The sequence below is a fragment of the Phytohabitans kaempferiae genome, assembly GCF_042433955.1.
Taxonomy (GTDB): Bacteria; Actinomycetota; Actinomycetes; order Mycobacteriales; family Micromonosporaceae; genus Phytohabitans; species Phytohabitans kaempferiae.
The window spans coordinates 457,256-479,284 of sequence record NZ_JBHLUH010000004.1 but is presented as its reverse complement, the minus strand read 5'-3'; the positions used below and the strand labels follow the sequence as shown (position 1 = coordinate 479,284).

Here is a 22,029-nt window from a genome sequence, read left to right as displayed (position 1 = left end):
CACCATTTTGGCGCATGGCACAATAGCCGGCGTGACCAGGACCACCGCCGTTCGCGCCGCTCGTCTCGACCAGGTCTGCGCCGAGGCGGTGGATCTGGCCCGCTCCGCCATCACCGAGGTCGACGCCTCGGACGTGGGCGAGCACATCGAGGTGGTGGCCGAGGCCGACCGCGTGGTGACGCACTTCTTCGAGTGCCACCTCGCCGGCTACCGCGGCTGGCGGTGGGCCGTCACGGTGACCCGCGTAGCGCGCAGCAAGCACGTCACGATCTGCGAGACCGTGCTGCTCCCCGGCCCCGACGCCCTCCTCGCGCCCGGCTGGGTCCCGTGGCAGGAGCGGCTCCAGCCCGGCGATCTCGGCGTCGGTGACCTGCTCCCCACGCCGCCCGACGACGACCGGCTCGCGCCGGGCTACATGCTCTCCGACGACCCCGCGGTCGAGGAGGTCAGCTGGGAGCTCGGGCTCGGCCGCCCGCGGGTGATGTCGAAGGAGGGGCGGAGCGAGACCGCCCAGCGGTGGTACGACGGCGACCACGGCCCCGACGCGCCCATCTCGACCGCCGCCCCCCGCTCGGCCCGGTGCGGCTCGTGCGGCTTCTACCTCCCGCTGGCGGGCTCGCTGCGGCAGGCGTTCGGCGTGTGTGGCAACCTCTACGCCCCCGACGACGGCCGCGCGGTCAGCGTCGACCACGGGTGCGGCGCGCACTCCGAGGCGACCCGTGAGGCCGAGGCGCCGGTCGACGAGCTGTCCACGGTGTACGACGACAGCGAGGTCGAGGCGGTCGCGGTGAGCCGCGCGCCCGGCTCGGTCGAGGCTGGCGAGCCCGCCGAGCCGTACGGGCACGGCTGACCGCTACGACTCGCCGCGGCGCCGCCTTCGGTTGTGGTCGTGGCGCAGCATCACCGCCAGGCCGAGAAAACCAAGCAGGAAACCGGCCAGGCAGGTCCAGAGCCAGTCGGTGTGCCCGTTGTCCTCCAGCCAACCGCGGAAGAAGACCAGCAGCACCAGACCGGCCACCGCCCAGCCCACGATGCCGGCGACGGCGAAGGGCACCATCGGCGGATCGAGCGGCTCCACCCGGGGTAGTGGCTTGTGTTGATCAGACACGAGGCAAGGGTACGGCTTTGTAACTTGCCGGTGCTTCCTCGGTACCTACTGATCTGGGACGATGCGCGGAACCGTATTCATGATCATAGGTGAGGTTCCGTGGGCCGCTTCGACCGGTTCTTTGAGATATCCGCCCGTGGATCGACGTTGGGTCGCGAGGTCCGGGGCGGGTTCGCCACGTTCTTCACGATGGCCTACATCGTCGTCCTCAACCCCCTGATCCTCTTCGGCGCCACCGACGGCGACAACGCGAAGCTGGCCATCCCGGCCATCGCCGCCGCCACCGCGCTCGTGGCCGGCGTGATGACGATCCTGATGGGCGTCGTGGCCCGCTTCCCGCTCGCGCTCGCCGCCGGACTCGGCGTCAACGCGCTGGTGGCGTACGAGATCGCGCCGGAGATGACCTGGGCGGACGCGATGGGTCTCGTGGTGATCGAGGGTGTGATCATCGCGATCCTGGTGCTCACCGGCCTGCGTACCGCCGTCTTCCGCTCGGTGCCCACTCCGCTCAAGACGGCCATCGGCGTGGGCATCGGGCTCTTCCTCGCGCTGATCGGCTTCGTGGACGCCGGTTTCGTGAAGGGCAACGCCGGTACCCCGCCGCTCGGGCTCGGCATCGGCGGCGTGATCGTCACCTGGCCGATGCTGGTCTTCGTGATCGGCCTGCTGGCGACGTTGCTGCTGATCGTACGCAAGGTCCGGGGCGCGATCCTCATCGGCATCCTCGGCACTACCGCGCTCGCGTTCGTCGTCGAGGCGCTCGCCGACGTCGGCCCGGCCGGCGGCCCCGAGGGCAACCCGCACGGCTGGTCGCTCAACGTGCCGCAGTGGCCGTCCAACTGGGACCTGACGCCGGACCTGTCGTTGCTTGGCAACTTCAACGTGCTGGGCGCGTGGGACCGGGCCGGCGTGCTGGTGACGCTGATGTTCGTCTTCACACTGCTGCTCACCGACTTCTTCGACACGATGGGCACCATGGTCGCGGTCGGCCAGGAGGGCAAACTGCTCGACGAGAACGGCACGCCGCCGCGTACCCGGGAGATCCTGCTCGTCGACTCGGTCGCGGCCGCCGCCGGTGGTGCGGCGAGTGTGTCCAGCAACACCTCGTACATCGAAAGTGCCGCCGGTGTCGCGGAGGGCGCCCGCACCGGCGTGGCCAACCTGGTGACCGGCGCGCTCTTCCTGGTCGCGGTCTTCCTCGCGCCGCTGGTGGAGATCGTGCCGTTCGAGGCGGCGTCGGCCGCGTTGGTGATCGTCGGCTTCCTGATGCTGACCGCCGTACGGACGATCGACTGGACCGACTACGAGATCGCCATCCCGGCGTTCCTGACGATCGTGCTGATGCCCTTCACGTACTCGATCTCCAACGGGATCGGGGCCGGCGTGATCACGTTTGTGCTGATCAAGCTGGTGAAGGGGAAGGCACGCGAGGTCCACCCCCTGTTGTATGCCGTCGGCCTGCTGTTCGTGCTGTACTTCTTGCGCGGTCCGATCGAGACGCTGGTCTTCTGAGCGTGACCGCAGTCATATTGGCTGGTCGTTAGCCTAGCTTATTAGTTATGCTAACGACCGTGACGGAGCGGACGGTGATGGCGGTGCCAGTAACCGCTGTGCAGCTCGCGCCGATGGTGCGCGATGCGATCACCAGGCTCAACCGGCGGGTCCGGCAGACCCGGCCCGTCGGTGACCTCACGGCGACCCAGATCAACGCGCTGACCAGCATCGAGCTGGCCGGAGCGGTGACACCCAGGGAGCTCGCCGACGTTGAGCGGGTCCAGCCGCCGACGATGACAAAGATCATCGCCAAGCTGGAGGAGCGCGGCCTCGTGCAGCGCTCGCCCCACCCGACCGACGGACGGCAGGTCATCCTGGCGACCACGGATGCCGGTCGCGCGATGCTCGGGCAGTTCGAGCGGGCGCGCGACGAGTGGCTGGCCAGCCGACTAGCCGAGCTGCGCCCGGAGGAGCGCGACACGCTACGGCGAGCGGCGGAGATCCTGCGAGAGCTGGCCCGCGCCTGACGGCACCCCATCGGTGCTCGCTTCGTCCACTGTGGATGACGCGTATCACCGGTGAGGGGGCGCACTCTCAAGTGCGGGCAAAGCTGAGCACCACATTCCAGTCCCTGAAAGTTCGTAACTACCGGCTCTTCGCCGTCGGTCAGCTGATCAAGCTGATCGGTGTCTGGATGATGTTCATCGCCCAGGACTGGCTGGTCCTCGAGCTGTCGGACGACTCCGCCACCGCCCTCGGCGTGGTGACCGCGCTCCAGTTCACGCCCGTGCTGCTGCTCACGCTCCTATCCGGCCGCCTCGCCGACCGGTACGACAAGCGCCTGCTTCTCCTCATCGGCAACGCCGCGTGGAGCGTGCTCGCGCTCGGCATGAGCATCCTCGTACTGAGCGGTGCCGCCGAGCTGTGGCACGTATTCGTCTTCGCCGCGCTGCTCGGTATCGCCAACGCGGTGGAGACGCCGGTGCGGCAGGCGTTCGTCTCCGAGCTGGTCGGCATGTCGCTGCTCCCCAACGCGCTCTCGCTCTCCGCGGCGACCTTCAACACCGCGCGGATCGTGGGCCCGGCGCTGGCCGGCGTGGCGATCGCGGTGTTCGACGTGGGTCCGGTCTTCATGATCAGCGCGGTCAGCTCGCTCGCCCCGCTCCTCATGCTGGCCCGGATGAACGCGGCCGACCTGCACCGCCAGGACCTGCCGCCGCTCGACGAGCGGGCCGCGGCCAAGGTGACCGACGGCCTCAAGTACGTCGCCCGCCGCCCCGACCTCGTCATGCCGTTGGTGCTCATCTCGGTGATCGGCATGGTGCTCTTCAACTTCCAGCTCACGCTCGCCGCGCTGGCCAAGACCGTCTTCAACACCGGCGCCGCCTCGTTCGGCCTCTTCACCACGGCGCTCGCGGTGGGCGCGCTGGGCGGGGCACTGGCGAGCAGCGGGCGGCGGGAGCGTCCCTCGGCGTACGTGGTGATCGGCGCTGCCATCGCCTTCGGCGCACTCGGCACGCTGGTCGGCCTCGCGCCGGCGTACTGGCTGGTGGCGCTCCTGCTGCTGCCGACCGGCTTCTTCATGGTGTACTTCGCGCAGGCGTCCAACCAGCGCATCCAGCTCAGCGTCGACCCGGCCTACCGGGGGCGCGTGATGGCGCTGTGGGTGCTGGTCTTCCTGGGTACAAACCCGATCGGTGCGCCGCTCATCGGCCTGGTGGCGGAGAAGTTCGGCGCTGGCGCGAGCATCTGGCTCGGCGGCCTGATCTCGGTCGCCGCCGCGCTGGTCGCACTGGCCTGGCAGCTCCGCCGTACGGGCGGTCGGCTGCGGCTGCGGTTCCGCCCGACGCCCCAGGTGTACGTGATCCACGCGGGAGTGTCGTAGGTCTGTGCTTTGCTGTGTGGCGTGGTGGATGTGAGCCCCGCCACGCCACACAGCGGGTGCGGGTTGTCCGTTGGGCGTCAGCTGAAACTGCTGGCGATAGTCGTAAGTTCGGCCTAGCGTGAAGGGTCGTGGCCGTCGTGCACGGGGTCGTGCTGGCACTGGCGCTGTTGGCGCTGGTGTTCCTTCCGTGCGTGGTGGCCCTCGTCATCTTCGCTGATGGCGCGGCCAGCCACCTGCGGGGCCGCCTGCACGACCGTCGCGACCGCCGTGCGCTCCACCGCCTCGACCAGACGCTGAGCCAGCAGAGCATGTCGCTCGCCGCGCTCGACCAGCACCAGCCGAGCATCCAGCAGATCGCGGCCGACCTGCGCCGGCTCGACCGCCATCGCCTCGGCATCGCCACTCACTCCAAGGTCTGGCACGCCGCGGTCCTGCTTGCCTACGATGACCGCCTCCGCCTCGCCAGCCGCTGCCTCGGCGTCCCCGAGCACCTCGACGAGCTGGAGGGCGTCGACCGCGAGATCGAGCGCGTGCGCGTCGAAGGCGAGCTCGAGGCGGCCGGCCTCCACCTCCGTCCCACCACGCCCCGCCACCAGGATCACTAGTGCGGTCGCCACAGACCTTTGCCGGCGACCAGCGGCTGACGGCCACCTGTCGGCCGCTGGACGCGCCGGCCGGCACCTGCTCGGCGGGCGGGCGTTAGACCTTGCGGCTGTTCGTCGCGCTCTATCCGCCGGAGCACGTGGCCGACGACTTCGCGGCGCGTGTGGAAGGGCTTCGCGTGAGCCAGGCCCTGCGCGACGGCGTCAACACGCGGGTCGCCGCCCGGGTCAACTGGCACGTGACACTCGCGTTCCTCGGCGACGCGCCCGACGACCGGCTGGCTGACGCCGCCACCGCCGTCGAGCGGGCCGCCGCGCTGGCCTCGCCCTTCGAGGTGCGGCTCACCGGGGGCGGCCGCTTCGGACGGGGCAAGTTCACGCTGCTGTGGGCCGGGGTGGGCGGTGACATATCCGCGCTGGGCGGCCTGAGCCGGGTCGTGCGCCGGGAGCTCAAGCGGGCCCGCCTCGCATACGATCCCAAGCCGCTCCGCCCGCACCTCACCGTGGCCCGCCCCGGCGAGCGCATCGACCGAGTGGCGGTCGACGCCGACCGGGCCGCGCTCGACGCCTACGAGGGTCCATCGTGGACGGTTTCGGAGGTGGTGCTGATGCGCAGCAATCCCGGCCCCAACCCCACCTACGACCGGATCGGCGCCTGGCCGCTCTGATGGCTCCGGGGCTGTGGTCCATGCCGCTGCTCCCGCAGCCTCACCCTCCGTGGAGGGCCACGGCGACCGCGCCCAACGGGGTCAGGAGGTCTCGCGGGCCGCCGGGCCGGTGCCGAAGAGCACGTCATCCCAGCTGGGCAGGCGCTTGCGCGGCTTGCCGCCGGGCTCGGTCGACTCGCTCGCGGCCGCGGCGGCCGGGCCGCCCGTGGTGCGCCGAGGGCGGAGCACGGCCAGCGACGGCACGGCCGGCACCTCCTTGGGGAGGTCGCTGTCGTCGTCGAACGCCGAACCCTGACCGCCGCCGAGCAACGCTGCCGCGCCACCGGACATGGCGGCCGGGCGCTGGCGACCGGCCTCGGTGGACGCGGCGGCCGGGTCGAGGCCTCGGCCGGGCGAGCTGACCGGGCGGTCGAGCGAGGCGAGCAGGGCGTCGCGCCCGGCGCGGATCGGGTCGCGGGTGCGCGACTTGTCGCCCGCGGCGGGCAGGCCGTGGCCGCCCCGGCTGGGCTCGGTGCGCGACGGTCCGGGCAGGCCGTGGCCGCTGCGCTCGGCCGGCGGGTCTTGCCCGAGGATCTGCGTCGGGCGCTCGGCGCACAGGTATTGCGCCATGTCGTCGTGTGGGGACACCATCTGGCGGGTCTTGTCGAGCTCCCAGATAGCCTGCGCCGTGGCCTTGCCGGAGGGCCAGGTGGCCACGATCCGCCAGGTGCCGTCGTCGCGCCGGTAGGCGTCCCAGGAGATTTTTTCGGAGTCGATGCCGTGCTGGGCGAGGCGGCCATCGACCACCTCGGCGAGCGGCGCGCCCTTTTCGGAGGTCTTGAGGCGCGTGCGGCGGGCGTGCTGGGCCAGCATCGCCCGCTCCTGGAGGACCGGGCCGGCGTAGCGCAGCACGCGGTCGACCGGCACGCCGGCGATCCGCGCCACGTCGTCGGCCGATTCACCGGCGCGGATGCGGGCCTGGATGTCGCGGGGAGACAGGGTCGGGGCCGGCTCGTGGCCGGTGCCGGCGACGGTGAGCGTGACCGGGCCAGCGCCAGGCTCGCCCTGCAACGCGGTGGAGATCCGCTCGTCGAGTGGGAGCGCGAGTAGGCGGCCCACCTCGTCGGCGAGCACCAAGGCCTGGCCGTCCTCGGAGAGGGCGACGAAGCGTACTGGCCGCATCGCGTTGCCTCCGTCCCGCTTCGCTGGCCTCCGCCACCTCCAGCCAGCTCCGCCAGAGATGTCTTTGGCACACGGTACGCCGATCTAGCTCCCCATGGGGGGAGGTCACACCCGCATGTCGCGTGACCTGCCCCCATTGAGGGATGGCCTCGCGGCTGTCAGAGCCGCTCTACCACGTAGTCGATGCAGGCGGTCAGCGCGTCGACGTCGCCCGGCTCGACGGCCGGGAAGAGCGCGATGCGCAGCTGGTTGCGTCCCAACTTGCGGTATGGCTCGGTGTCGACGATGCCGTTGGCCCGCAACACCTTGGCGATCGTGGAGGCGTCGACGCCGTCCGCGAAGTCTACAGTGGCCACCACGTTGGAGCGGAACGCCGGGTCGCTCACGAACGGTGTCGCCACCGAGGAGCGCTCGGCCCAGCCGTAGACGATGCCCGCGCTCTCGGCCGTGCGCTTGGCGGCCCAGGCCAGCCCGCCCTGGGAGAGCATCCAGTCGGTCTGCTCGGCGGCCAGGAAGATCGTGGCGAGGGCGGGCGTGTTGTACGTCTGCTCGAGCCGCGAGTTGTCGATCGCGGTGACCAGGTCGAGGAAGGCGGGGATGTAGCGGCCCGACTCCTTGATCTCGGTGGCCCGGGCGAGCGCGGCGGGCGACATCAGGGCGATCCAGATGCCGCCGTCGGAGCCGAAGCACTTCTGCGGGGCGAAGTAGTAGACGTCGGTCTCTCGCACGTCGACATCCAGGCCGCCGGCGCCGGAGGTGGCGTCGACCAGCAGCAGCGAGCCTTCGTCGGCGCCGGCCACGCGCTTGATCGGCACGGCCACACCGGTGGAGGTCTCGTTGTGCGGGGTGCAGTAGGCGTCGACGCCGGCCTCGGCCTCGAGCGAGGGCGCCGAGCCCGGGTCGGACTTGCGCACGGTCGGGTCACCGAGGAACGGTGCCGCCTTGACCGAGGAGGCGAACTTGGCACCGAACTCGCCGAAGCTCGCGAACTGCGCCCGGTCGCGGATCAGCCCGAACGTCGCCACCTCCCAGAAGGCGGTGGTGCCGCCGTTGCCGAGCACGACCTCGTAGCCCTCGGGGAGGGAGAAGAAATCGGCGATGCCGCGGCGCAGCCGGGCCACCTGGTCGCGCACCGTCTTCTGCCGGTGCGAGGTGCCGAGGTAGGTCGTCGCCACGCCGGCCAGCGCCGACACGGACTCGGGACGCACCTTGGACGGCCCGCAGCCGAAGCGGCCGTCGGTGGGCTTGAGGTCGTCGGGGATCCGGATGCTGGGTGTGTCAGCCACGGCGGCAATCCTCCCACCTCACTCCGGCGAGCCGGGGCCTGGCCCGCCGGAGTGTAAGCAAGGGCACGCCGTGCCCGGTGGATCGCTCGGTCGCGTGCCGGCGCGGGTCGAGAGCCGTGCCGACTCGGTCCGGACGCCGCCGCGCCCGGCTCCCTACGACCGCCGAAGATCCACTGCTCAGAGGCCGTGTGGGACGGTGTCCCAGCCCTCCACGTCGGTGGGCTTGCGCGGCGCCGGGCCGACGTACGTGGCGGAGGGGCGCACCAGCCGGTTGAGCCCCTTCTGCTCCAGGATGTGCGCGCTCCAGCCGCCCATCCGCGCGCAGGTGAACATCGACGTGAACATGTGCGCCGGTACCTCGGCGAAGTCGAGCACCACCGCCGACCAGAACTCGACGTTGGTGGCCAGCACGCGGTCGGGCTTGCGGTTGTGCAGCTCCTCCAGCGCGGCCTTCTCCAGCGCCTCGGCGATCTCGAAGCGGGGCGCGCCCAGCTCCTTGGCGGTGCGGCGGAGCACGCGGGCGCGCGGGTCCTCGGCCCGGTACACGCGGTGGCCGAAGCCCATCAGCCGCTCGCCGCGGTCGAGGACGCCCTTGACGTACCCCTCGGCGTCGCCGCTGCGCTCGACCGCCTCGATCATGTGCAGCACGCGGGAGGGCGCGCCACCGTGCAGCGGCCCGGAGAGTGCGCCGATGCCGGAGGAGATGCAGGCGGCCGCGTCGGCGCCGGTGGAGGCGACGACCCGGGCGGTGAAGGTGGAGGCGTTCATGCCGTGCTCGGCGGCGGAGATGAAGTAGGCGTCGACGGCCTTGACGTGCCGCGGGTCGGGCTCGCCGCGCCACCGCTTCATGAACCGCTCGACGATCGTGGAGGCCTTGTCGATCTCCTTTTGCGGCACGGCCGGCAGGCCCAGCCCGCGCGCCGACTGCGCGACGAAGGAGAGTGCGGTGACCGACACGCGCGCGAGGTCTTCGCGCGCCTGCACGTCGGAGATGTCCAACAGCTGGGACAGCCCCCAGTACGGCGCGAGCATCGCTACGGCCGACTGCACGTCGACCCGTATGTCGCCGGAGTGCACCGGCACCGGGAACGGCTCGGCGGGCGGCAGCCCGGGGCCGAACCGGCCGTCGACGAGCAGGGCCCACACGTTGCCGAACGAGACCTGGCCGATCAGATCTTCGATGTCGACGCCGCGGTAACGTAGTGCGCCGCCCTCTTTGTCGGGCTCGGCGATCTCGGTCTCAAAGGCGATCACGCCTTCCAGTCCCGGCTTGAAGTCGGACATATCGCTCTCCTGGATCTGTTGTCCGCACTGACAGCAAGCCACGTGGTGATCGCGGCAGGTGCGTGTCATCTTGCCTGGTGAGTAACTAACTTTGCGAGCAGTGGGTCTTGTGGTACATGCGACATCATCCCTTTTCCGCCGAGTTAACGGGGGGTTACCCCTCGGGCCAAGAGGATGGGACAGTGATCGCTGACACACCGGAGCCCGCCCGTATGCGCCGCGACTACGGAAGCGGCGACGCGTTTTCCCCCGCCGACCTGGCGCCGGACTGGTGGACCCAGTTCGACCGCTGGTTCGCCGACGCGGTCGACGCCGGCCTGCCCGAGCCCAACGCGATGATCGTGGCGACCGCCGACCCGGCCGGCCGGCCCAGCGGGCGCACGGTGCTGCTCAAGGGGTACGACGAACGAGGGCTCGTCTTCTACACCAACTACGCCTCGCGCAAGGGCACCGAGCTGGCCGCCAACCCGTACGCCAGCCTGGTCTTCCCGTGGTATCCGATGCGCCGGCAGGTCGTGGTCGCCGGGGAGGTGACCCGCGTGCCCCGTGCCGAGACCGAGGCGTACTTCGCGAGCCGCCCCCGCGAGTCCCAGCTCGGCGCCTGGGCCAGCCCTCAGTCGAGGGTCGTACCGGACCGCGCCGCGCTCGACCGGGCGTACGAAGATGCCAGCGAGCGGTTCCCCGACGGCGTGCCGACTCCCGACCACTGGGGCGGCTTTCGTGTCGTGCCCCACACGATCGAGTTCTGGCAAGGGCGGACGGGTCGGTTGCATGATCGGTTGCGATATCGCCGCACCGACCAGGGAGTGTGGATCATCGAGCGGCTGGCCCCTTGACGCAGAGCCTGACCAAGCGTTGGGCGATCGATGTCCGCCCGCTGAGCATCCCCGCATACCGCCGCATGTGGGTCGGCAACGCGGTCTCCTTCTTCGGCTTCCAGCTCACCGCGGTCGCCGTACCGGTGGAGATGTTCGCGATCACCGACGACTCGTTCTGGGTCGGGCTGCTGGGCATCGCCGGACTCGTACCGCTGATGGTCTTCGGTCTGTGGGGCGGCGCGGTCGCTGACGCGGTCGACCGCCGCCGCCTGCTGCTGGCCAGCTCGGTGCTGATGTGGGCGTCGACCGCAGGCCTGCTCGTCCAGGCGGTGCTGCGCGTGGAGAGCCCGACGCTGCTGCTCGGGCTGGTGGCGGTGCAGACGGTCGCGTTCGCGATCAGCTCGCCGACCCGCCAGGCGATCATCCCCCGGCTGGTGGGGCGCGACCTCCTGCCGGCGGCCAACACCCTCAGCCACACCACCACCAGCGCCAGCGCCGTCGTCGGCCCGCTGGCCGCGGGCCTGATCTTCGGGACCATGGGTACGGAGGCCGGGCTCCCGGTCGCCTACGGCGTCGACGTTCTCTTCTTCGCCATCTCCTTCTGGGCCACGTACCGGCTGCCGCCGATCCCGCCCGGCGAGGAGCGGGCGTCGATGGGGCTGCGCAGCGTCGTCGACGGCATCCGCTACCTCGCGACCACGCCGGTGCTGCTGCTCTCGTTCGCCATCGACCTGATCGCGATGGTGCTGGCGATGCCCCGCGCGCTCTTCCCCCAGGTGTCGGAGGAACGCTTCGGGGGCGGCGGCGCGGTGGGATGGCTCTACAGCGCGATCGCGATCGGCGCGGTCGTGGGCGGGCTGACCTCGGGCTGGATCGGCCGGGTACGCCGCCAGGGCGTCGCGCTCACCGCCGCGGTCATCGCCTGGGGCGTGGCGATCGGCTTCTCCGGCTTCGCCGACCAGCTGTGGCTGGTGGTGCTGCTGCTCGCGTGTGCCGGCGCGGCCGACCTGGTGAGCGCGGTCTACCGGCAGTCGATCCTCCAGACGTACGCGCCGGACAAGTACCAGGGGCGCCTGCAGGGCGTGTTCATCACGGTGGTAGCGGGCGGCCCGCGCCTGGGCGACCTGCGGGCCGGCGCGATGGCCGGGCCGTGGGGCGTGACGCTCGCCTGGGCCGGTGGCGGGTTCGCCGCGGCGATCCTCGCGTTGGCGCTGGTGTTGGCCTTCCCCGCATTGCTGCGCTACCGGATATCGTCAGCCGATGGATAACGGGAAGACCCCACTCTCCGGGGCACAGTGGACGATCGCGGCCGAGGGCCACGAGGCCGTGGTGGTCGAGGTCGGCGGGGGGCTGCGGCACTACCGGTGGCATGGGGTCGACTACGTGGACGGATACGGCGACGACGAGCTGCCGCCGGGCTGTGCGGGGCAGATCCTGGCGCCGTGGCCAAACCGCATCCGCGACGGCAAGTACACCTTCGGCGAGCGCCCGTACCAGCTCTCGCTCACAGAGCCGATGCGCAACAACGCGATCCACGGGCTGGTCAACTGGCAGCCGTGGACGCTCGCCGAGCAGGCGGCCGACGCGGTCACCATCGAGTGTGCGATGCCGGCCCAGCCGGGCTATCCGTGGCCGCTGCGCCTGCGCGCCGAGTGGCGGGTCGGTGCTGAAGGGCTGCGCGCGACCCACTCGGTGACCAACGCCAGCCGCGAGCCGTGCCCGTTCGGCTTCTCCGTCCATCCCTACCTGCGGCTGCCTGGCGCCCGCGCCGACGACCTGCTGCTGCGCGTGCCGGCCCGCAGCCGCGTGTTGGTCGACGGGCGCCTGCTGCCGATCGGCGCGCAGAAGGTGGCCGGCACCGAGTACGACTTCACCGCGCCCCGCCGCATCGGCGGCACCGTGCTGGACACCGCCTTCGCCGACCTCGACCGCGCCGCGGATGGCGGCTCCACTGTGGAGCTGTCCACTGCGGACGGCGAGCGCGTCGCGATCTGGGGCGACGCCGGCTTCGGCTGGTGGCAGGTGTTCAGCAGCGACACGCTCACCGGCGACCGGTTCCGCCGCGCGGTGGCGATCGAGCCGATGACCTGCCCGCCCGACGCGTTCCGCTCCGGGCGCGGGCTGATCGTGTTGGAGCCCGGCCAGACCTGGAGCGGCACCTGGGGGATCACCCCCGCGAAGGGGTGAGCTGAGCGGTGGAGTTCCGCGACGTGGTGCGTCGCCGGCGGATGGTGCGCAACTACGACCCCGACCGCCCGGTGCCGCCCGAGGTGATCGAGCGCCTGCTGGCGCACGCGGTGAAGGCGCCATCTGCCGGTTTCGCCCAGGGCTGGGGCTTCCTGGTCCTTGCCGAGGTGGCCGACCGGGAGCGGTTCTGGGCGGCCACCACGCCCGAGGGGCAGGGCATGACCGGATGGCTGGAGGGCATGCGGCGGGCTCCGCTGATCGTGGTCGCGCACTCCAACCGTTCGGCCTACCTCGACCGGTACGCCGAGCCCGACAAGGGTTGGAGCGACCGCGACCCGGGCCGGTGGCCGGCGCCGTACTGGGACATCGACGCCGGCTTCGCCAGCCTGCTGATCCTGCTCACGGCGGTCGACGAGGGGTTGGGGGCGTGCTTCTTCGGCATCCCGCCCCAGCGCGTCGCCCCGTACCGCCAGGAGTTTGGCGTTCCGCCGGATTTCGCCCCGATCGGGGCGATGACGGTCGGCTATCGGGCGCCGGATCACCGGTCGCCGTCGCTCAAGCGGGGACACCGGCCACTCGACCAGGTCATCCACCGGGGCCATTGGACTGGACGGCGTGCAATATAGCTGACATCTGACCCCTTCCACCGGGACAGCGCGACGCCCGCCGGCGCGGATGGACCGCAAGTGGCCGGTGAAAAGGGTTCACTAGGGAACAAACCGAGGTGTCGGCGCCGGTCGCTAGGCTGGCATGCGGCCGACAACGGGTGTAAGCGGTACGGCGACATGGGAGGGGAGCGTGCCGTCGTGATCTTCAAAGCGGTTCGGGACGGGCGTCCGTATCCCGAGCACGGGCTCACGCTGAAGCAGTGGGCCGAGATTCCACCCCGGCCGATCCGGATCGACCAGCTCATCACCACCAAGCGCGAGCTCGCTCTCGACAAGCTTCTCGCCGAAGACTCCACGTTCTACGGCGACCTCTTTCCGCACGTCGTGCAGTGGAATGGTGGCCTCTATCTCGAAGACGGCCTGCACCGCGCGCTCCGCGCCGCCCTCCAGCAGCGCAACCAGATCCACGCGAGAGTGCTGGTGCTGACCTGATGCGCGCCCCGCCCCTCGACCTGATCGACGTCGACTCGCTGCACAGCGACGAGGAGCGGGCGATCCGCGCGGTCGTGCGCAAGATGGTCGACGATCTGGTCCGCCCGCACGCCGCGGAGTGGTACGAGCGGGGGCAGATGCCCGCCCGCGACCTGGCCCGCGAGTTCGGCAAGCTCGGGCTGCTCGGCATGCACCTGACCGGATACGGCTGCGCCGGCGCCTCCGCCGTGGCGTACGGCATGTCCTGCCTTGAGCTGGAGGCGGGCGACTCGGGCGTGCGCTCGCTGGTCTCGGTGCAGGGCTCGCTCGCGATGTACGCGATCTGGCGCTTCGGCAGCCCCGAGCAGAAGGGCCAGTGGCTGCCGTCGATGGCCACCGGCGAGGCGATCGGCTGCTTCGGCCTGACCGAGCCCGATCACGGTTCCGACCCCGCGTCGATGAAGACCCGGGCCCGCCGCTCCGGCGACGACTGGCTGCTCACCGGCACCAAGATGTGGATCACCAACGCGCCGGTCGCCGATGTCGCCGTGGTCTGGGCGCGGGCCGACGAGGGCGTGCTCGGCTTCGTCGTACCGATGGACACGCCGGGCGTGACGGCGCGCGAGATCAAGCACAAGATGTCGCTGCGTGCCTCCTCCACCGGCGAGCTGGTGCTCGACGACGTGCGGCTGCCCGCCGACGCGGTGCTGCCCGAGGTGCGGGGCTTGAAGGGCCCACTCTCCTGCCTCACCGAGGCGCGGCAGGGCATCGCGTGGGGCGCGCTCGGCGCGGCGCGGGAGTGCCTGCACACGGCGCTCGACTACGCGGTGGCACGAGAGCAGTTCGGCCGGCCGATCGGCGGCTTCCAGCTGACCCAGGCCAAGCTCGCCGACATGGCCCTTGAGCTGCAAAAGGGCTACCTGCTCGCGCTGCACATCGGGCGCCTGGCCGACGCGGGGGAGGTCCGGCCCGAGCAGGTCAGCGTCGCCAAGCTCAACAACGTGCGGGAGGCGCTCGCGATCACGCGCGAGTGCCGCACGATCCTCGGCGCCAACGGCATCAGCGGGGAGTACCCGGTGCTTCGCCACGCCAACAATCTGGAGAGCGTGCTGACGTACGAGGGCACCTCCGAGATCCATCAGCTGGTCATCGGGCAGAAGCTGACCGGGCTGTCCGCGTTCACCTGAAAGATGGACGCCAAAGTCCGTAAATGATCAAGATGCGGGTGTCGTACCCGGGTCTTACCGTTCTCTTAAGGGGCAGTCTGAAGAGGACGGTGATCGGGACATGGACAACCCGACCAGCGAGTTTCCCGAATACCGAAAGGGCCAGGCCACGGCGCAGGAGCCCCGGCCCGACCCGCGGTTCGAAGACGACCACGAGACCCTGCCCGAGGGGCCCCGCGCCAGGCGGGGGCGGGCGCTGTTCTGGCTGGCCGGCACGATCGGCCTGATCGTCGTCCTGGTGCTGAGCGTCCAAGCGGTCGGGCTGTGGCCGAGCTGGCGCAACCCGTTCGGCGAGGAGACCAAAGACCGCAGCCAGCCGCCGCTGCTCCAGTCCATCCAGGATCTGAGCCGCTACGTGGCCGCGGAGGGCAACTTCCAGGTGGTCATCGACCTGGAGCGCGACCGCAAGTACGTGCCGGACTTCCTGGTCAACCAGCGCACCCTCTTCGTCGGCGCGGGCCGGGTCGAGGCATACGTCGACTTCGGCAAGATCGGCGACGGGGCGATCGTCGAGTCCGCCGACCGCACCTCCGCCGAGATCACCCTGCCCGCGCCGCAGCTCACCGAGGCCTCCCTCGATCTGGAGCAGAGCTACGTCTTCGCCGAGGAGCGTGGGCTGCTCAACCGGCTCGGTGAGGTGTTCGGCGGCGATCCAAACCGCCAGCAGGGGGTTTACCGGCTGGCCCAGGAGCGGATCACCGGCGCCGCGCGAGACAGTGGTTTGGCGCGGCGAGCCGAGGAAAACACACGCAACATGTTGACTGGCTTGTTGCGATCACTCGGCTACACGCAGGTCAAGGTCGCCTACACGGCCGCATAGTGGCAGGCTCCGGTCGGGGCACGCATCGAAGCCGGGCGAGTCGCCCGCGCGGAGTGTGGGCCAGGATCACCACGCCACCCGCTATCCTCGTGCGGGTGGCGCGGGCCGACGGGGTGACGCCGGTAGGTCTGATCCATCGGCGTTTCAGCACGCGTAGAGTGCGCCGGCAAGGACAATCAGCACTGTGACTGGGAGTATGCCTGTGGCCAGCACCGTGGCGAAGGACGACGTCGACATCGAGGTCACCGTCCTGCTGCCCTGCCTCAACGAGGCCGAGACGCTCGAGGTCTGCGTCACCAAGGCGCGCCGCGCGCTCGAGGAGCTGGGCGTGGTCGGCGAGGTGTTGGTCAGCGACAACGGCTCGACCGACGGCTCGCAGGACATCGCGATCAAGGCAGGCGCCCGGGTCTCCCACGCGCCGATCCGCGGCTACGGCGGGGCGCTGCTCAACGGCATCGCCGAGGCGCGCGGCAAGTACATCATCATGGGCGATGCCGATGACTCGTACGACTTGTCCAATCTTGAGCCGTTTATCCAGGAGCTGCGCGCCGGTCACGACCTGGTGATGGGCAACCGCTTCCGCGGCGGTATCGCGCCGGGCGCCATGCCCCCGCTCCACCGCTACCTGGGCAACCCGGTGCTCTCCTGGCTCGGCCGGCGCCTGTTCGGCAAGAGCCTCAGCCACGTGGGCGACTTCCACTGCGGCATCCGCGGCTTCAACCGCGACCGCATCCGCCAGTTGGGCCTCTGCATGCCCGGCATGGAGTTCGCCTCCGAGCTGGTCGTGCGGGCCGCGCTCAACAACTACGACATCGTCGAGGTGCCGACCACCCTCCAGCCCGACGGCCGCAGCCGCCCGCCGCACCTGCGCACCTGGCGCGACGGCTGGCGCCACCTGCGCTTCCTGCTGGTCTTCTCGCCGCGCAAGACGCTGATCTTGCCCGGTGCGATCCTCTTCGTCCTCGGCCTGATCGGCACGTCGATCCTGACCGTCGGCCCGCTGCGGGTCGCCGGCGTCGGCTTCGACATCAACACGCTGGTCTACACGTGCCTGGCCATGCTCGTCGGCGCACAGTTGCTGATGTTTGGCGCGTTTGCCCTGATCTACGGGCACAACGAGGGCATCACCAGCGAGCGCCAAGCCGACCGGTGGATCCGGCTGGTCCGGCTGGAGACCTGCTCCGCGGCCGGTGTCCTGCTCGTGCTGGTCGGCCTGGCCGGCAGCATCCTGGCGTTCTCCGCCTGGGGTGCGCGGGGCTTCGGCGCGCAGGATCTGGGCGAGGCGCTCCGCGTGGTGCTGCCCTCGTCGACCTGCATCGGCGTCGGCGTGACCGTGATCTTCGCCGGGCTCTTCTCCAGCCTGCTGAGCCTGCGGCGGGTCAACATGCCGACGGCGAGCAACGCCCGCGACAGCGAGCTGGCCACCACCGGCTCCTGACCGGCCAGCGGGGCTGCCGCGATGCTCGTCGTGGTCCGGACGGCTTCGCCCTGCTTTGGGCGCCCGCTGTCCGGGACGCAGGGCCGTTCCCACGTGGAAGCGTTCAAGCCCGACCCCGACGCACTCCCGGCTCTGGCCGCTGTGCGTCCGTGGCGATTTCTTTGACCCTACAGGGTCAACTTCTCGCCACGCACGGACTCGACCCCTGATCTGGAGGCCGCGGTCGACCGGCCCGGGCGTGCGGCGACGCTCACGGGGTCGTGACACGTCAGCCTTGGAACGGATCATCTAGTACGTCGTGGCGTACCGCTCCTCGCTGGGCATGATGATCCACAGCGCGATGTAGATCAGGAACTGCGGGCCGGGGAGCAGGCAGGAGATCAGGAAGATCAGGCGCATCGCGTTCGGCGAGATGCCGAAGCGGCGGCCCAGCCCAGCACAGACGCCGGCGATCATCCGGTTGTGGCGGGGTCGTACGAGTTTTTTGCTCATGTGTCAACGGTATGGGCGGACCTGGCTCCCCGCCTCCACAGCGCGACGGACCCGGCCCTGATCAGCGATTGCGGGCTTTCCCTGAGCCAGGCTGATGGCTGCTAACCTGTCCCGCGTCACTGGGGTAGGGACGGCGTTCATCGATGTTAGGTGTCATCGTCACGTCCGGGCTGGAGATGACCGGGCAGCTCGCCGAGCAACTGCTCGACGCGGGCACTGACAAGGTTGTCGCGGTCCCCGACCTCGCCGGGCTGGCCGGGATCGCGAGCACGGCCGAGGAGCCGCTGCTGATCTGCGCCGATGACCTGGTCGCGCACACCGCCGTACTCCGTCATCTCGCGACCAACCCTGCCGGGACGACGGTGGCCCTGGTGCTCGACGCGGCCGCCGGCTCCCGTGGCGAGCGGGTCCGCGACGATCGTGGCCGGCTGGTGCCGGGTGAGCCGAATGCCGCCTTCGGCGGCGCGCTGCGGGTCGACCCGCCCGACCTGCCCGCCCTGATGGCCGCCGCCCGAGGTGGGGTCGGCGCCGGTCTCGACTCGCTGCCCGCGGCCCTGCGCGGCCTCGACGTCACGATCTACACGCAGCGGGTACGGCAACTCGTGGCGGCCCGGGCCCGCGACACTACCTCCCGCGCGGCTGTGCGGGCGGCGATCGCCGAGATCCATCCGGAGGAGGTGGAGCTGCGGCTGGCGGTGCGCGAGCGGGACGACGTCGTCGCCACGTACCTCGTCAGCTCGTGGTCGCCCCGGCTCACCGGCTGGGCCGCGCGCGTGGGTCTGGGGCCCAACCTGGTCACCGCCTTCTCCGCCGCGCTCGTGGTCGCCGCGGCGCTGCTCTTCTGGCTCGGCGGCCGCCCCGCGCTGCTACTCGGCGCGGTGCTGCTCTACCTCGGCTTCGTATTCGACCGGGTCGACGGGCAGTTGGCCCGGTACACGCGGCGGTTCAGCCCTTTCGGCGGCTGGCTGGACACGATGGCCGACCGGGTCAAGGAGGCGGCCGTCTACGCGGGCCTCGCGGCGGGCGCCGGGGGCGGCGGTTGGGCACTCGCGGTCGCCGTGTTGCTCCTGATCACGGTGCGGCAGCAGAGTGACAGCTGGTACCTGGCGCTGCACGACGAGGCGGCCGCCCGCGCGACCCCGTCCCGCGGGCGGCTGGGGCGGCTCTCCCACCGCGTGCAGTCCGATCAGGGCTCGCCGGCGTACTGGCTCAAGCAGACCGCCCTCTTCCCGATCGGCGCGCGCTGGGCGGTCACCGCCGTGTGCGTCGCGCTCCTCGACCAGCGGGCGGCCCTGGTGGGGGTGCTGGCGTGCGCGGTGCTCTCGGGCGCGTACACGCTGGTCCTGCGCACCGCCCGAGCGTTGACCATGCGCGTGCCGGTGCTCGCGACGGTCGACGCCACGCTGTACCGGGACGACGGCGCGGCGGCCCACCTCCTGCGCCGGTGGGCGGTGCCACCGCTGGCCGCGGCCGGGCTCGGGTTGGCCGGGGCGGTGGCGGCGCTGGTGACGGCCAGGTCCGGGGCGAGTGAGCTGGCGGTGGTGGCGCTCCTCCCGCTCGTACTCGCCGCGGGGCTGGGCGCCTGGCATCCGCACGACGGCCCGCTCGACTGGCTCGTGCCGGCGGGGCTGCGGGCGGCCGAGCTGCTCTACGTGACCGCCGCCGGCGTGGCGTACGATGTGCCGCTGCCGATCGTCTACCTACTGCTCGTCGCGCTGGCACTGCACCACTGCGACTTCACGACCCGGTTGGAGAAGCGCGTGGAGGGTCCGCCCCTGCACCGGCTGGGGCTCGGCTGGGACGGCCGGGCGGTGGTGCTGGTGGCGGGCGCGTTCGCCGGGGCGGCCACGGCCGCGTTCGCGATGCTCGGCCTGTACGTAGTGGCGCTGGTGGCCGTCGATGCGTGGCGGACGTGGAGTCACGGCGCGGCCGGTCGTTGACGCGGAGTTTCGTGCCGGTTTCGGCGACCATAGCCGTGGCTACGCGGTAAACCAGCTGAACTGGGCAGTAATCACCTTGTCACACCCCGAACATGGCACGTTTACCCGATGGGCTGGAGTCGTAACGCTCGTCACAGTTACCTATTCGGGGGCCGGCAACGAAGCTGCGGGGAGGTGACGGTGACCACCGTCGCGCTCAAGGATGTCACCAAAGTTTTTCCAGATGGCACGGTAGCCGTCGACAACGTCAGCCTTGACGTTAACGACGGCGAGTTCATGGTGCTCCTGGGCCCGTCGGGCTGCGGCAAGTCGACCGTGCTGCGCATGGTCGCCGGGCTGGAAGACCCGACCACGGGAGCGATCCTGCTAGACGGCGAGCTTGCCAACGACCTTCCGCCGCGTGACCGGCGGATTGCGATGGTTTTCCAGGATTTTGCGCTTTACCCCCACATGACCGTGGGTGAAAATATTGGCTTTCCTCTGCGCCTCTCCGGCGTCGAGCAGCAGCCGCGTGGCGAGCGCGTGGCCGACGTGGCGAGCGCGCTCGGCATCGGTGACGTGCTCGCCCGCAAGCCCAGCCAGCTCTCCGGCGGCCAGCGCCAACGAGTGGCGATGGGGCGGGCGATCGTGCGGCGGCCCGGTCTCTTCCTCATGGACGAGCCATTGTCCAACCTCGACAGTGGTCTGCGCGCCGAGCTGCGGGCGGAGATCTCCGGCCTGGTGCGCGAGCTGGGGGTAAGCACGATCTACGTGACGCACGACCAGGCCGAGGCGCTGACCATGGCCGACCGCGTCGCGATCATGCGTAAGGGCGTGCTCCAGGACGTCGGCACGCCCACTCAGGTGTACGGCCGGCCCGCCACCCTCTACGTCGCCGCGTTCCTCGGCAGCCCTCGGATGAACCTGCTGGAGGCGTCGGTCTACGTGCACCTCGACCGGTACGTCGCGCTCAACCTCGGTGAGCAGGCCCTCTACCTGCCGTGGGACGACATACGGGCGCGGGCGGTCGCGCACTACCACGGCGAGCGCATCGTGGTGGGCATGCGGGCCGAGGCGCTCACACCGGTGGCGCCGGGCACGCCGGGCGACGTACTCCAGGGGCGCATCCGCTACCTGGAGCACCACGGGCACGAGTCGCTGGCGTTCCTCGACATCGGTGCCACCGCCATCCTCGTCGACGACCTGGGCGGCCCGGTCGCCGACGCCGAGGCGGCCAACGGCTCCAGCCGGTTGCGCCGCTTCGGGCACGTGATGCAGCGGCTCACCGGTGGTCGTACGGCCGGCGAGGCGGGTCGCCCCGAGCCCGCCGCCGGGCAGGGCAGCCGCACCAGCGTGCTCAGCGACCCCGGACGGCACCACCGCCGCCCGGCCGAACTCGCGGTGCGGCTGGCGCCGTACCCGGCGGTCGCGGCGGGGCATCCGCTGGCGATCTCCGTACGGATGGACGCTTTGCATTTCTTCGACGAACGCGGCGATCGCATCGATGTGGGGTGGCGCTAGTCACATTCGCTGCCCTACCGTCAGCGGATGTCCGCAAATGGTTCGGGTTTGCTCGTGATCGAGCGTATCCTGCGCGACCGCCAGAGCATCTGGCAGCAGATCGTCGATGAGCGGGAGCTAGGCCAGCTGACCGGCAACATGCTGGCCAGCTCCGCCATCGCGCTGGCGCTCTACGGAGCGGTGTTGGGCGCGTTCCACAGTGTCCTGATGGCGTTGACGTCGGCGGTCAAGCTGCCGCTGCTCTTCCTCATCACGCTGGCGATCTGCCTGCCCACGCTCTACCTGTTCAACCTGGTGTTCGGGGCGCGCCTGTCGGTGCGCCAGGCGCTCGCGATGGTCATGGTGGCGATCACCGTGATCGCGATGCTGGCCGTGGCGTTCGCGCCGATCAGCCTGTTCTTTCTGATCACCGCGCCCGACTACGGCTTCTTCAAGCTGCTCAACGTGGCGATCCTGACCCTGTCGGCGATCGTGGGGCTGCGTTTCCTGACCGGCGGCATGCAGGTGCTCAACCAGCACGGGCTGCTCGCCCCGGCCGTGCCGGTCCCCGCGGTGCCGGCCGCTGTCCCCGCCGCGCCAGCCGCACCTCCGGCGGAGGCGGTGCCGGTCACGCCGGTCTCCGCCGTCCCTGCCGCGGCTGTGCCGGCCGCCCTCCCCGCGGGCGCGGCCAACGGCACCGCGACGTCCACGGTGATCGCCGCGCCACCGCCACCACCGCTGGCACCGCCGCCAGGCTGGGATCCGGGCGGGCGCGGGTTGTACGCCGGGCCGCAGCCACCGCGTCCGGCCCCGCGCGACGGTCAGCGTCCGGCGAGCATGACACTGCTGTACATCTGGATCCTGCTGTTCGGCTTTGTCGGCACGCAGCTGGCCTGGACGCTGCGGCCCTTCTTCGGCAGCCCTGGTCAGGAGTTCGCGCTCTTCCGCAGCATCGAGGGCAACTTCTACGCCGCGATCCTGAAGATCATCGCCGACCTCTTCTGAGCGCTGCCGGGCTGGGCGCGACGATGCGCTCAGCCCGGCGGCCTCCCCGCCGCCCCG

The 22,029-nt window shown here is 70.9% G+C and carries 22 protein-coding genes; 17 read left to right on the top strand and 5 right to left on the bottom strand.

Annotated features, from left to right (window positions below):
• Positions 1 to 7: 7 nt before the first annotated feature.
• The gene (locus ACFFIA_RS03415) at positions 8 to 850 is read left to right on the top strand and encodes a DUF3027 domain-containing protein (RefSeq protein ID WP_377245063.1); all 843 of its coding nucleotides are present in this window, start codon (positions 8 to 10) and stop codon (positions 848 to 850) included.
• 3 nt (positions 851 to 853) lie between these two features.
• On the opposite strand, the gene ACFFIA_RS03410 is transcribed toward ACFFIA_RS03415, so the two are convergent.
• Positions 854 to 1,057, bottom strand: a complete 204-nt coding sequence (locus tag ACFFIA_RS03410; protein ID WP_377245693.1) for a DUF2530 domain-containing protein — start codon at positions 1,055 to 1,057, stop codon at positions 854 to 856.
• 150 nt (positions 1,058 to 1,207) lie between these two features.
• On the opposite strand from ACFFIA_RS03410, the gene ACFFIA_RS03405 reads away from it, so the two are divergent.
• From ACFFIA_RS03405 to thpR, 5 genes are all read left to right on the top strand, one after another.
• The gene (locus tag ACFFIA_RS03405; RefSeq protein ID WP_377245060.1) at positions 1,208 to 2,620 is read left to right on the top strand and encodes an NCS2 family permease; all 1,413 of its coding nucleotides are present in this window, start codon (positions 1,208 to 1,210) and stop codon (positions 2,618 to 2,620) included.
• A 59-nt stretch (positions 2,621 to 2,679) separates the two neighbouring features.
• Positions 2,680 to 3,129: a MarR family winged helix-turn-helix transcriptional regulator gene (locus tag ACFFIA_RS03400; protein ID WP_377245057.1), complete on the top strand. Its 450-nt coding sequence runs from the start codon at positions 2,680 to 2,682 to the stop codon at positions 3,127 to 3,129.
• A 71-nt stretch (positions 3,130 to 3,200) separates the two neighbouring features.
• On the top strand, positions 3,201 to 4,487 hold the full coding sequence (locus tag ACFFIA_RS03395; protein WP_377245054.1) for an MFS transporter: 1,287 nt from the start codon (positions 3,201 to 3,203) through the stop codon (positions 4,485 to 4,487).
• Positions 4,488 to 4,615: 128 nt separating this feature from the next.
• Complete coding sequence (locus ACFFIA_RS03390; RefSeq protein ID WP_377245051.1) at positions 4,616 to 5,092, top strand: hypothetical protein; 477 nt, start codon at positions 4,616 to 4,618, stop codon at positions 5,090 to 5,092.
• 101 nt (positions 5,093 to 5,193) lie between these two features.
• Complete coding sequence (thpR, locus tag ACFFIA_RS03385) at positions 5,194 to 5,757, top strand: RNA 2',3'-cyclic phosphodiesterase (RefSeq protein ID WP_377245048.1); 564 nt, start codon at positions 5,194 to 5,196, stop codon at positions 5,755 to 5,757.
• 81 nt (positions 5,758 to 5,838) lie between these two features.
• Here the strand turns inward: thpR and sepH are convergent, their stop codons facing one another.
• The 3 genes from sepH to ACFFIA_RS03370 form a co-directional block, all read right to left on the bottom strand.
• A complete protein-coding gene (sepH, locus tag ACFFIA_RS03380; RefSeq protein ID WP_377245045.1) occupies positions 5,839 to 6,918 on the bottom strand; it encodes a septation protein SepH in 1,080 nt (359 codons plus the stop codon).
• Positions 6,919 to 7,076: 158 nt separating this feature from the next.
• Entirely contained in the window at positions 7,077 to 8,204 is a 1,128-nt protein-coding gene (gene serC / locus ACFFIA_RS03375) for a phosphoserine transaminase (RefSeq protein ID WP_377245042.1), read from the bottom strand.
• A gap of 177 nt (positions 8,205 to 8,381) precedes the next feature.
• Complete coding sequence (locus tag ACFFIA_RS03370) at positions 8,382 to 9,488, bottom strand: citrate synthase 2 (RefSeq protein ID WP_377245039.1); 1,107 nt, start codon at positions 9,486 to 9,488, stop codon at positions 8,382 to 8,384.
• 212 nt (positions 9,489 to 9,700) lie between these two features.
• Between ACFFIA_RS03370 and pdxH the strand changes: the two genes are divergently transcribed.
• The 8 genes from pdxH to ACFFIA_RS03330 all read left to right on the top strand — a co-directional run bounded on the left by pdxH (position 9,701) and on the right by ACFFIA_RS03330 (position 17,056).
• Complete coding sequence (gene pdxH, locus ACFFIA_RS03365) at positions 9,701 to 10,324, top strand: pyridoxamine 5'-phosphate oxidase (RefSeq protein ID WP_377245690.1); 624 nt, start codon at positions 9,701 to 9,703, stop codon at positions 10,322 to 10,324.
• Complete coding sequence (locus ACFFIA_RS03360) at positions 10,321 to 11,574, top strand: MFS transporter (protein ID WP_377245036.1); 1,254 nt, start codon at positions 10,321 to 10,323, stop codon at positions 11,572 to 11,574. Before pdxH ends, ACFFIA_RS03360 begins: the two co-directional genes overlap by 4 nt.
• Positions 11,567 to 12,493, top strand: coding sequence for an aldose 1-epimerase family protein (locus ACFFIA_RS03355; protein ID WP_377245033.1), 927 nt, complete (start codon positions 11,567 to 11,569; stop codon positions 12,491 to 12,493). The genes ACFFIA_RS03360 and ACFFIA_RS03355 overlap by 8 nt, the downstream gene beginning before the upstream one ends.
• 8 nt (positions 12,494 to 12,501) lie before the next feature.
• Positions 12,502 to 13,119, top strand: coding sequence for a nitroreductase family protein (locus ACFFIA_RS03350; protein ID WP_377245030.1), 618 nt, complete (start codon positions 12,502 to 12,504; stop codon positions 13,117 to 13,119).
• A gap of 180 nt (positions 13,120 to 13,299) precedes the next feature.
• Positions 13,300 to 13,593 carry a type II toxin-antitoxin system VapB family antitoxin gene (locus ACFFIA_RS03345; RefSeq protein WP_173077469.1) on the top strand — a complete coding sequence of 98 codons (294 nt, stop codon included), beginning with the start codon at positions 13,300 to 13,302 and terminating at the stop codon, positions 13,591 to 13,593.
• Complete coding sequence (locus ACFFIA_RS03340; protein ID WP_377245027.1) at positions 13,593 to 14,759, top strand: acyl-CoA dehydrogenase family protein; 1,167 nt, start codon at positions 13,593 to 13,595, stop codon at positions 14,757 to 14,759. Before ACFFIA_RS03345 ends, ACFFIA_RS03340 begins: the two co-directional genes overlap by 1 nt.
• Before the next feature lie 100 nt (positions 14,760 to 14,859).
• Complete coding sequence (locus tag ACFFIA_RS03335; protein WP_377245024.1) at positions 14,860 to 15,618, top strand: DUF4230 domain-containing protein; 759 nt, start codon at positions 14,860 to 14,862, stop codon at positions 15,616 to 15,618.
• A 202-nt stretch (positions 15,619 to 15,820) separates the two neighbouring features.
• Positions 15,821 to 17,056, top strand: coding sequence for a glycosyltransferase family 2 protein (locus ACFFIA_RS03330; protein ID WP_377245021.1), 1,236 nt, complete (start codon positions 15,821 to 15,823; stop codon positions 17,054 to 17,056).
• 288 nt (positions 17,057 to 17,344) lie between these two features.
• On the opposite strand, the gene ACFFIA_RS03325 is transcribed toward ACFFIA_RS03330, so the two are convergent.
• The gene (locus tag ACFFIA_RS03325; RefSeq protein ID WP_377245018.1) at positions 17,345 to 17,548 is read right to left on the bottom strand and encodes a PspC domain-containing protein; all 204 of its coding nucleotides are present in this window, start codon (positions 17,546 to 17,548) and stop codon (positions 17,345 to 17,347) included.
• A 143-nt stretch (positions 17,549 to 17,691) separates the two neighbouring features.
• Here ACFFIA_RS03325 and ACFFIA_RS03320 point away from each other — a divergent pair, with 143 nt between their 5' ends.
• The 3 genes from ACFFIA_RS03320 to ACFFIA_RS03310 all read left to right on the top strand — a co-directional run bounded on the left by ACFFIA_RS03320 (position 17,692) and on the right by ACFFIA_RS03310 (position 21,972).
• Positions 17,692 to 19,488 carry a DUF5941 domain-containing protein gene (locus ACFFIA_RS03320; RefSeq protein WP_377245015.1) on the top strand — a complete coding sequence of 599 codons (1,797 nt, stop codon included), beginning with the start codon at positions 17,692 to 17,694 and terminating at the stop codon, positions 19,486 to 19,488.
• A gap of 180 nt (positions 19,489 to 19,668) precedes the next feature.
• Positions 19,669 to 20,988, top strand: a complete 1,320-nt coding sequence (locus tag ACFFIA_RS03315; RefSeq protein WP_377245012.1) for an ABC transporter ATP-binding protein — start codon at positions 19,669 to 19,671, stop codon at positions 20,986 to 20,988.
• Between the two features lie 54 nt (positions 20,989 to 21,042).
• Positions 21,043 to 21,972 (top strand): hypothetical protein, encoded by a 930-nt coding sequence (locus ACFFIA_RS03310; RefSeq protein ID WP_377245009.1) that lies wholly within the window; start codon positions 21,043 to 21,045, stop codon positions 21,970 to 21,972.
• The last annotated feature ends 57 nt before the right edge of the window (positions 21,973 to 22,029 follow it).

Excerpts from the sequence above, each read along its gene's own strand:
- ACFFIA_RS03355 (WP_377245033.1), top strand. The coding sequence starts at position 11,567 with ATGGATAACGGGAAGACCCCACTCTCCGGGGCACAGTGGACGATCGCG.
- ACFFIA_RS03325 (WP_377245018.1), bottom strand. The coding sequence starts at position 17,548 with ATGAGCAAAAAACTCGTACGACCCCGCCACAACCGGATGATCGCCGGC.
- sepH (WP_377245045.1), bottom strand. The coding sequence starts at position 6,918 with ATGCGGCCAGTACGCTTCGTCGCCCTCTCCGAGGACGGCCAGGCCTTG.
- pdxH (WP_377245690.1), top strand. The coding sequence starts at position 9,701 with ATGCGCCGCGACTACGGAAGCGGCGACGCGTTTTCCCCCGCCGACCTG.
- ACFFIA_RS03320 (WP_377245015.1), top strand. The coding sequence starts at position 17,692 with ATGTTAGGTGTCATCGTCACGTCCGGGCTGGAGATGACCGGGCAGCTC.
- ACFFIA_RS03410 (WP_377245693.1), bottom strand. The coding sequence starts at position 1,057 with ATGGTGCCCTTCGCCGTCGCCGGCATCGTGGGCTGGGCGGTGGCCGGT.
- ACFFIA_RS03335 (WP_377245024.1), top strand. The coding sequence starts at position 14,860 with ATGGACAACCCGACCAGCGAGTTTCCCGAATACCGAAAGGGCCAGGCC.
- ACFFIA_RS03340 (WP_377245027.1), top strand. The coding sequence starts at position 13,593 with ATGCGCGCCCCGCCCCTCGACCTGATCGACGTCGACTCGCTGCACAGC.
- ACFFIA_RS03370 (WP_377245039.1), bottom strand. The coding sequence starts at position 9,488 with ATGTCCGACTTCAAGCCGGGACTGGAAGGCGTGATCGCCTTTGAGACC.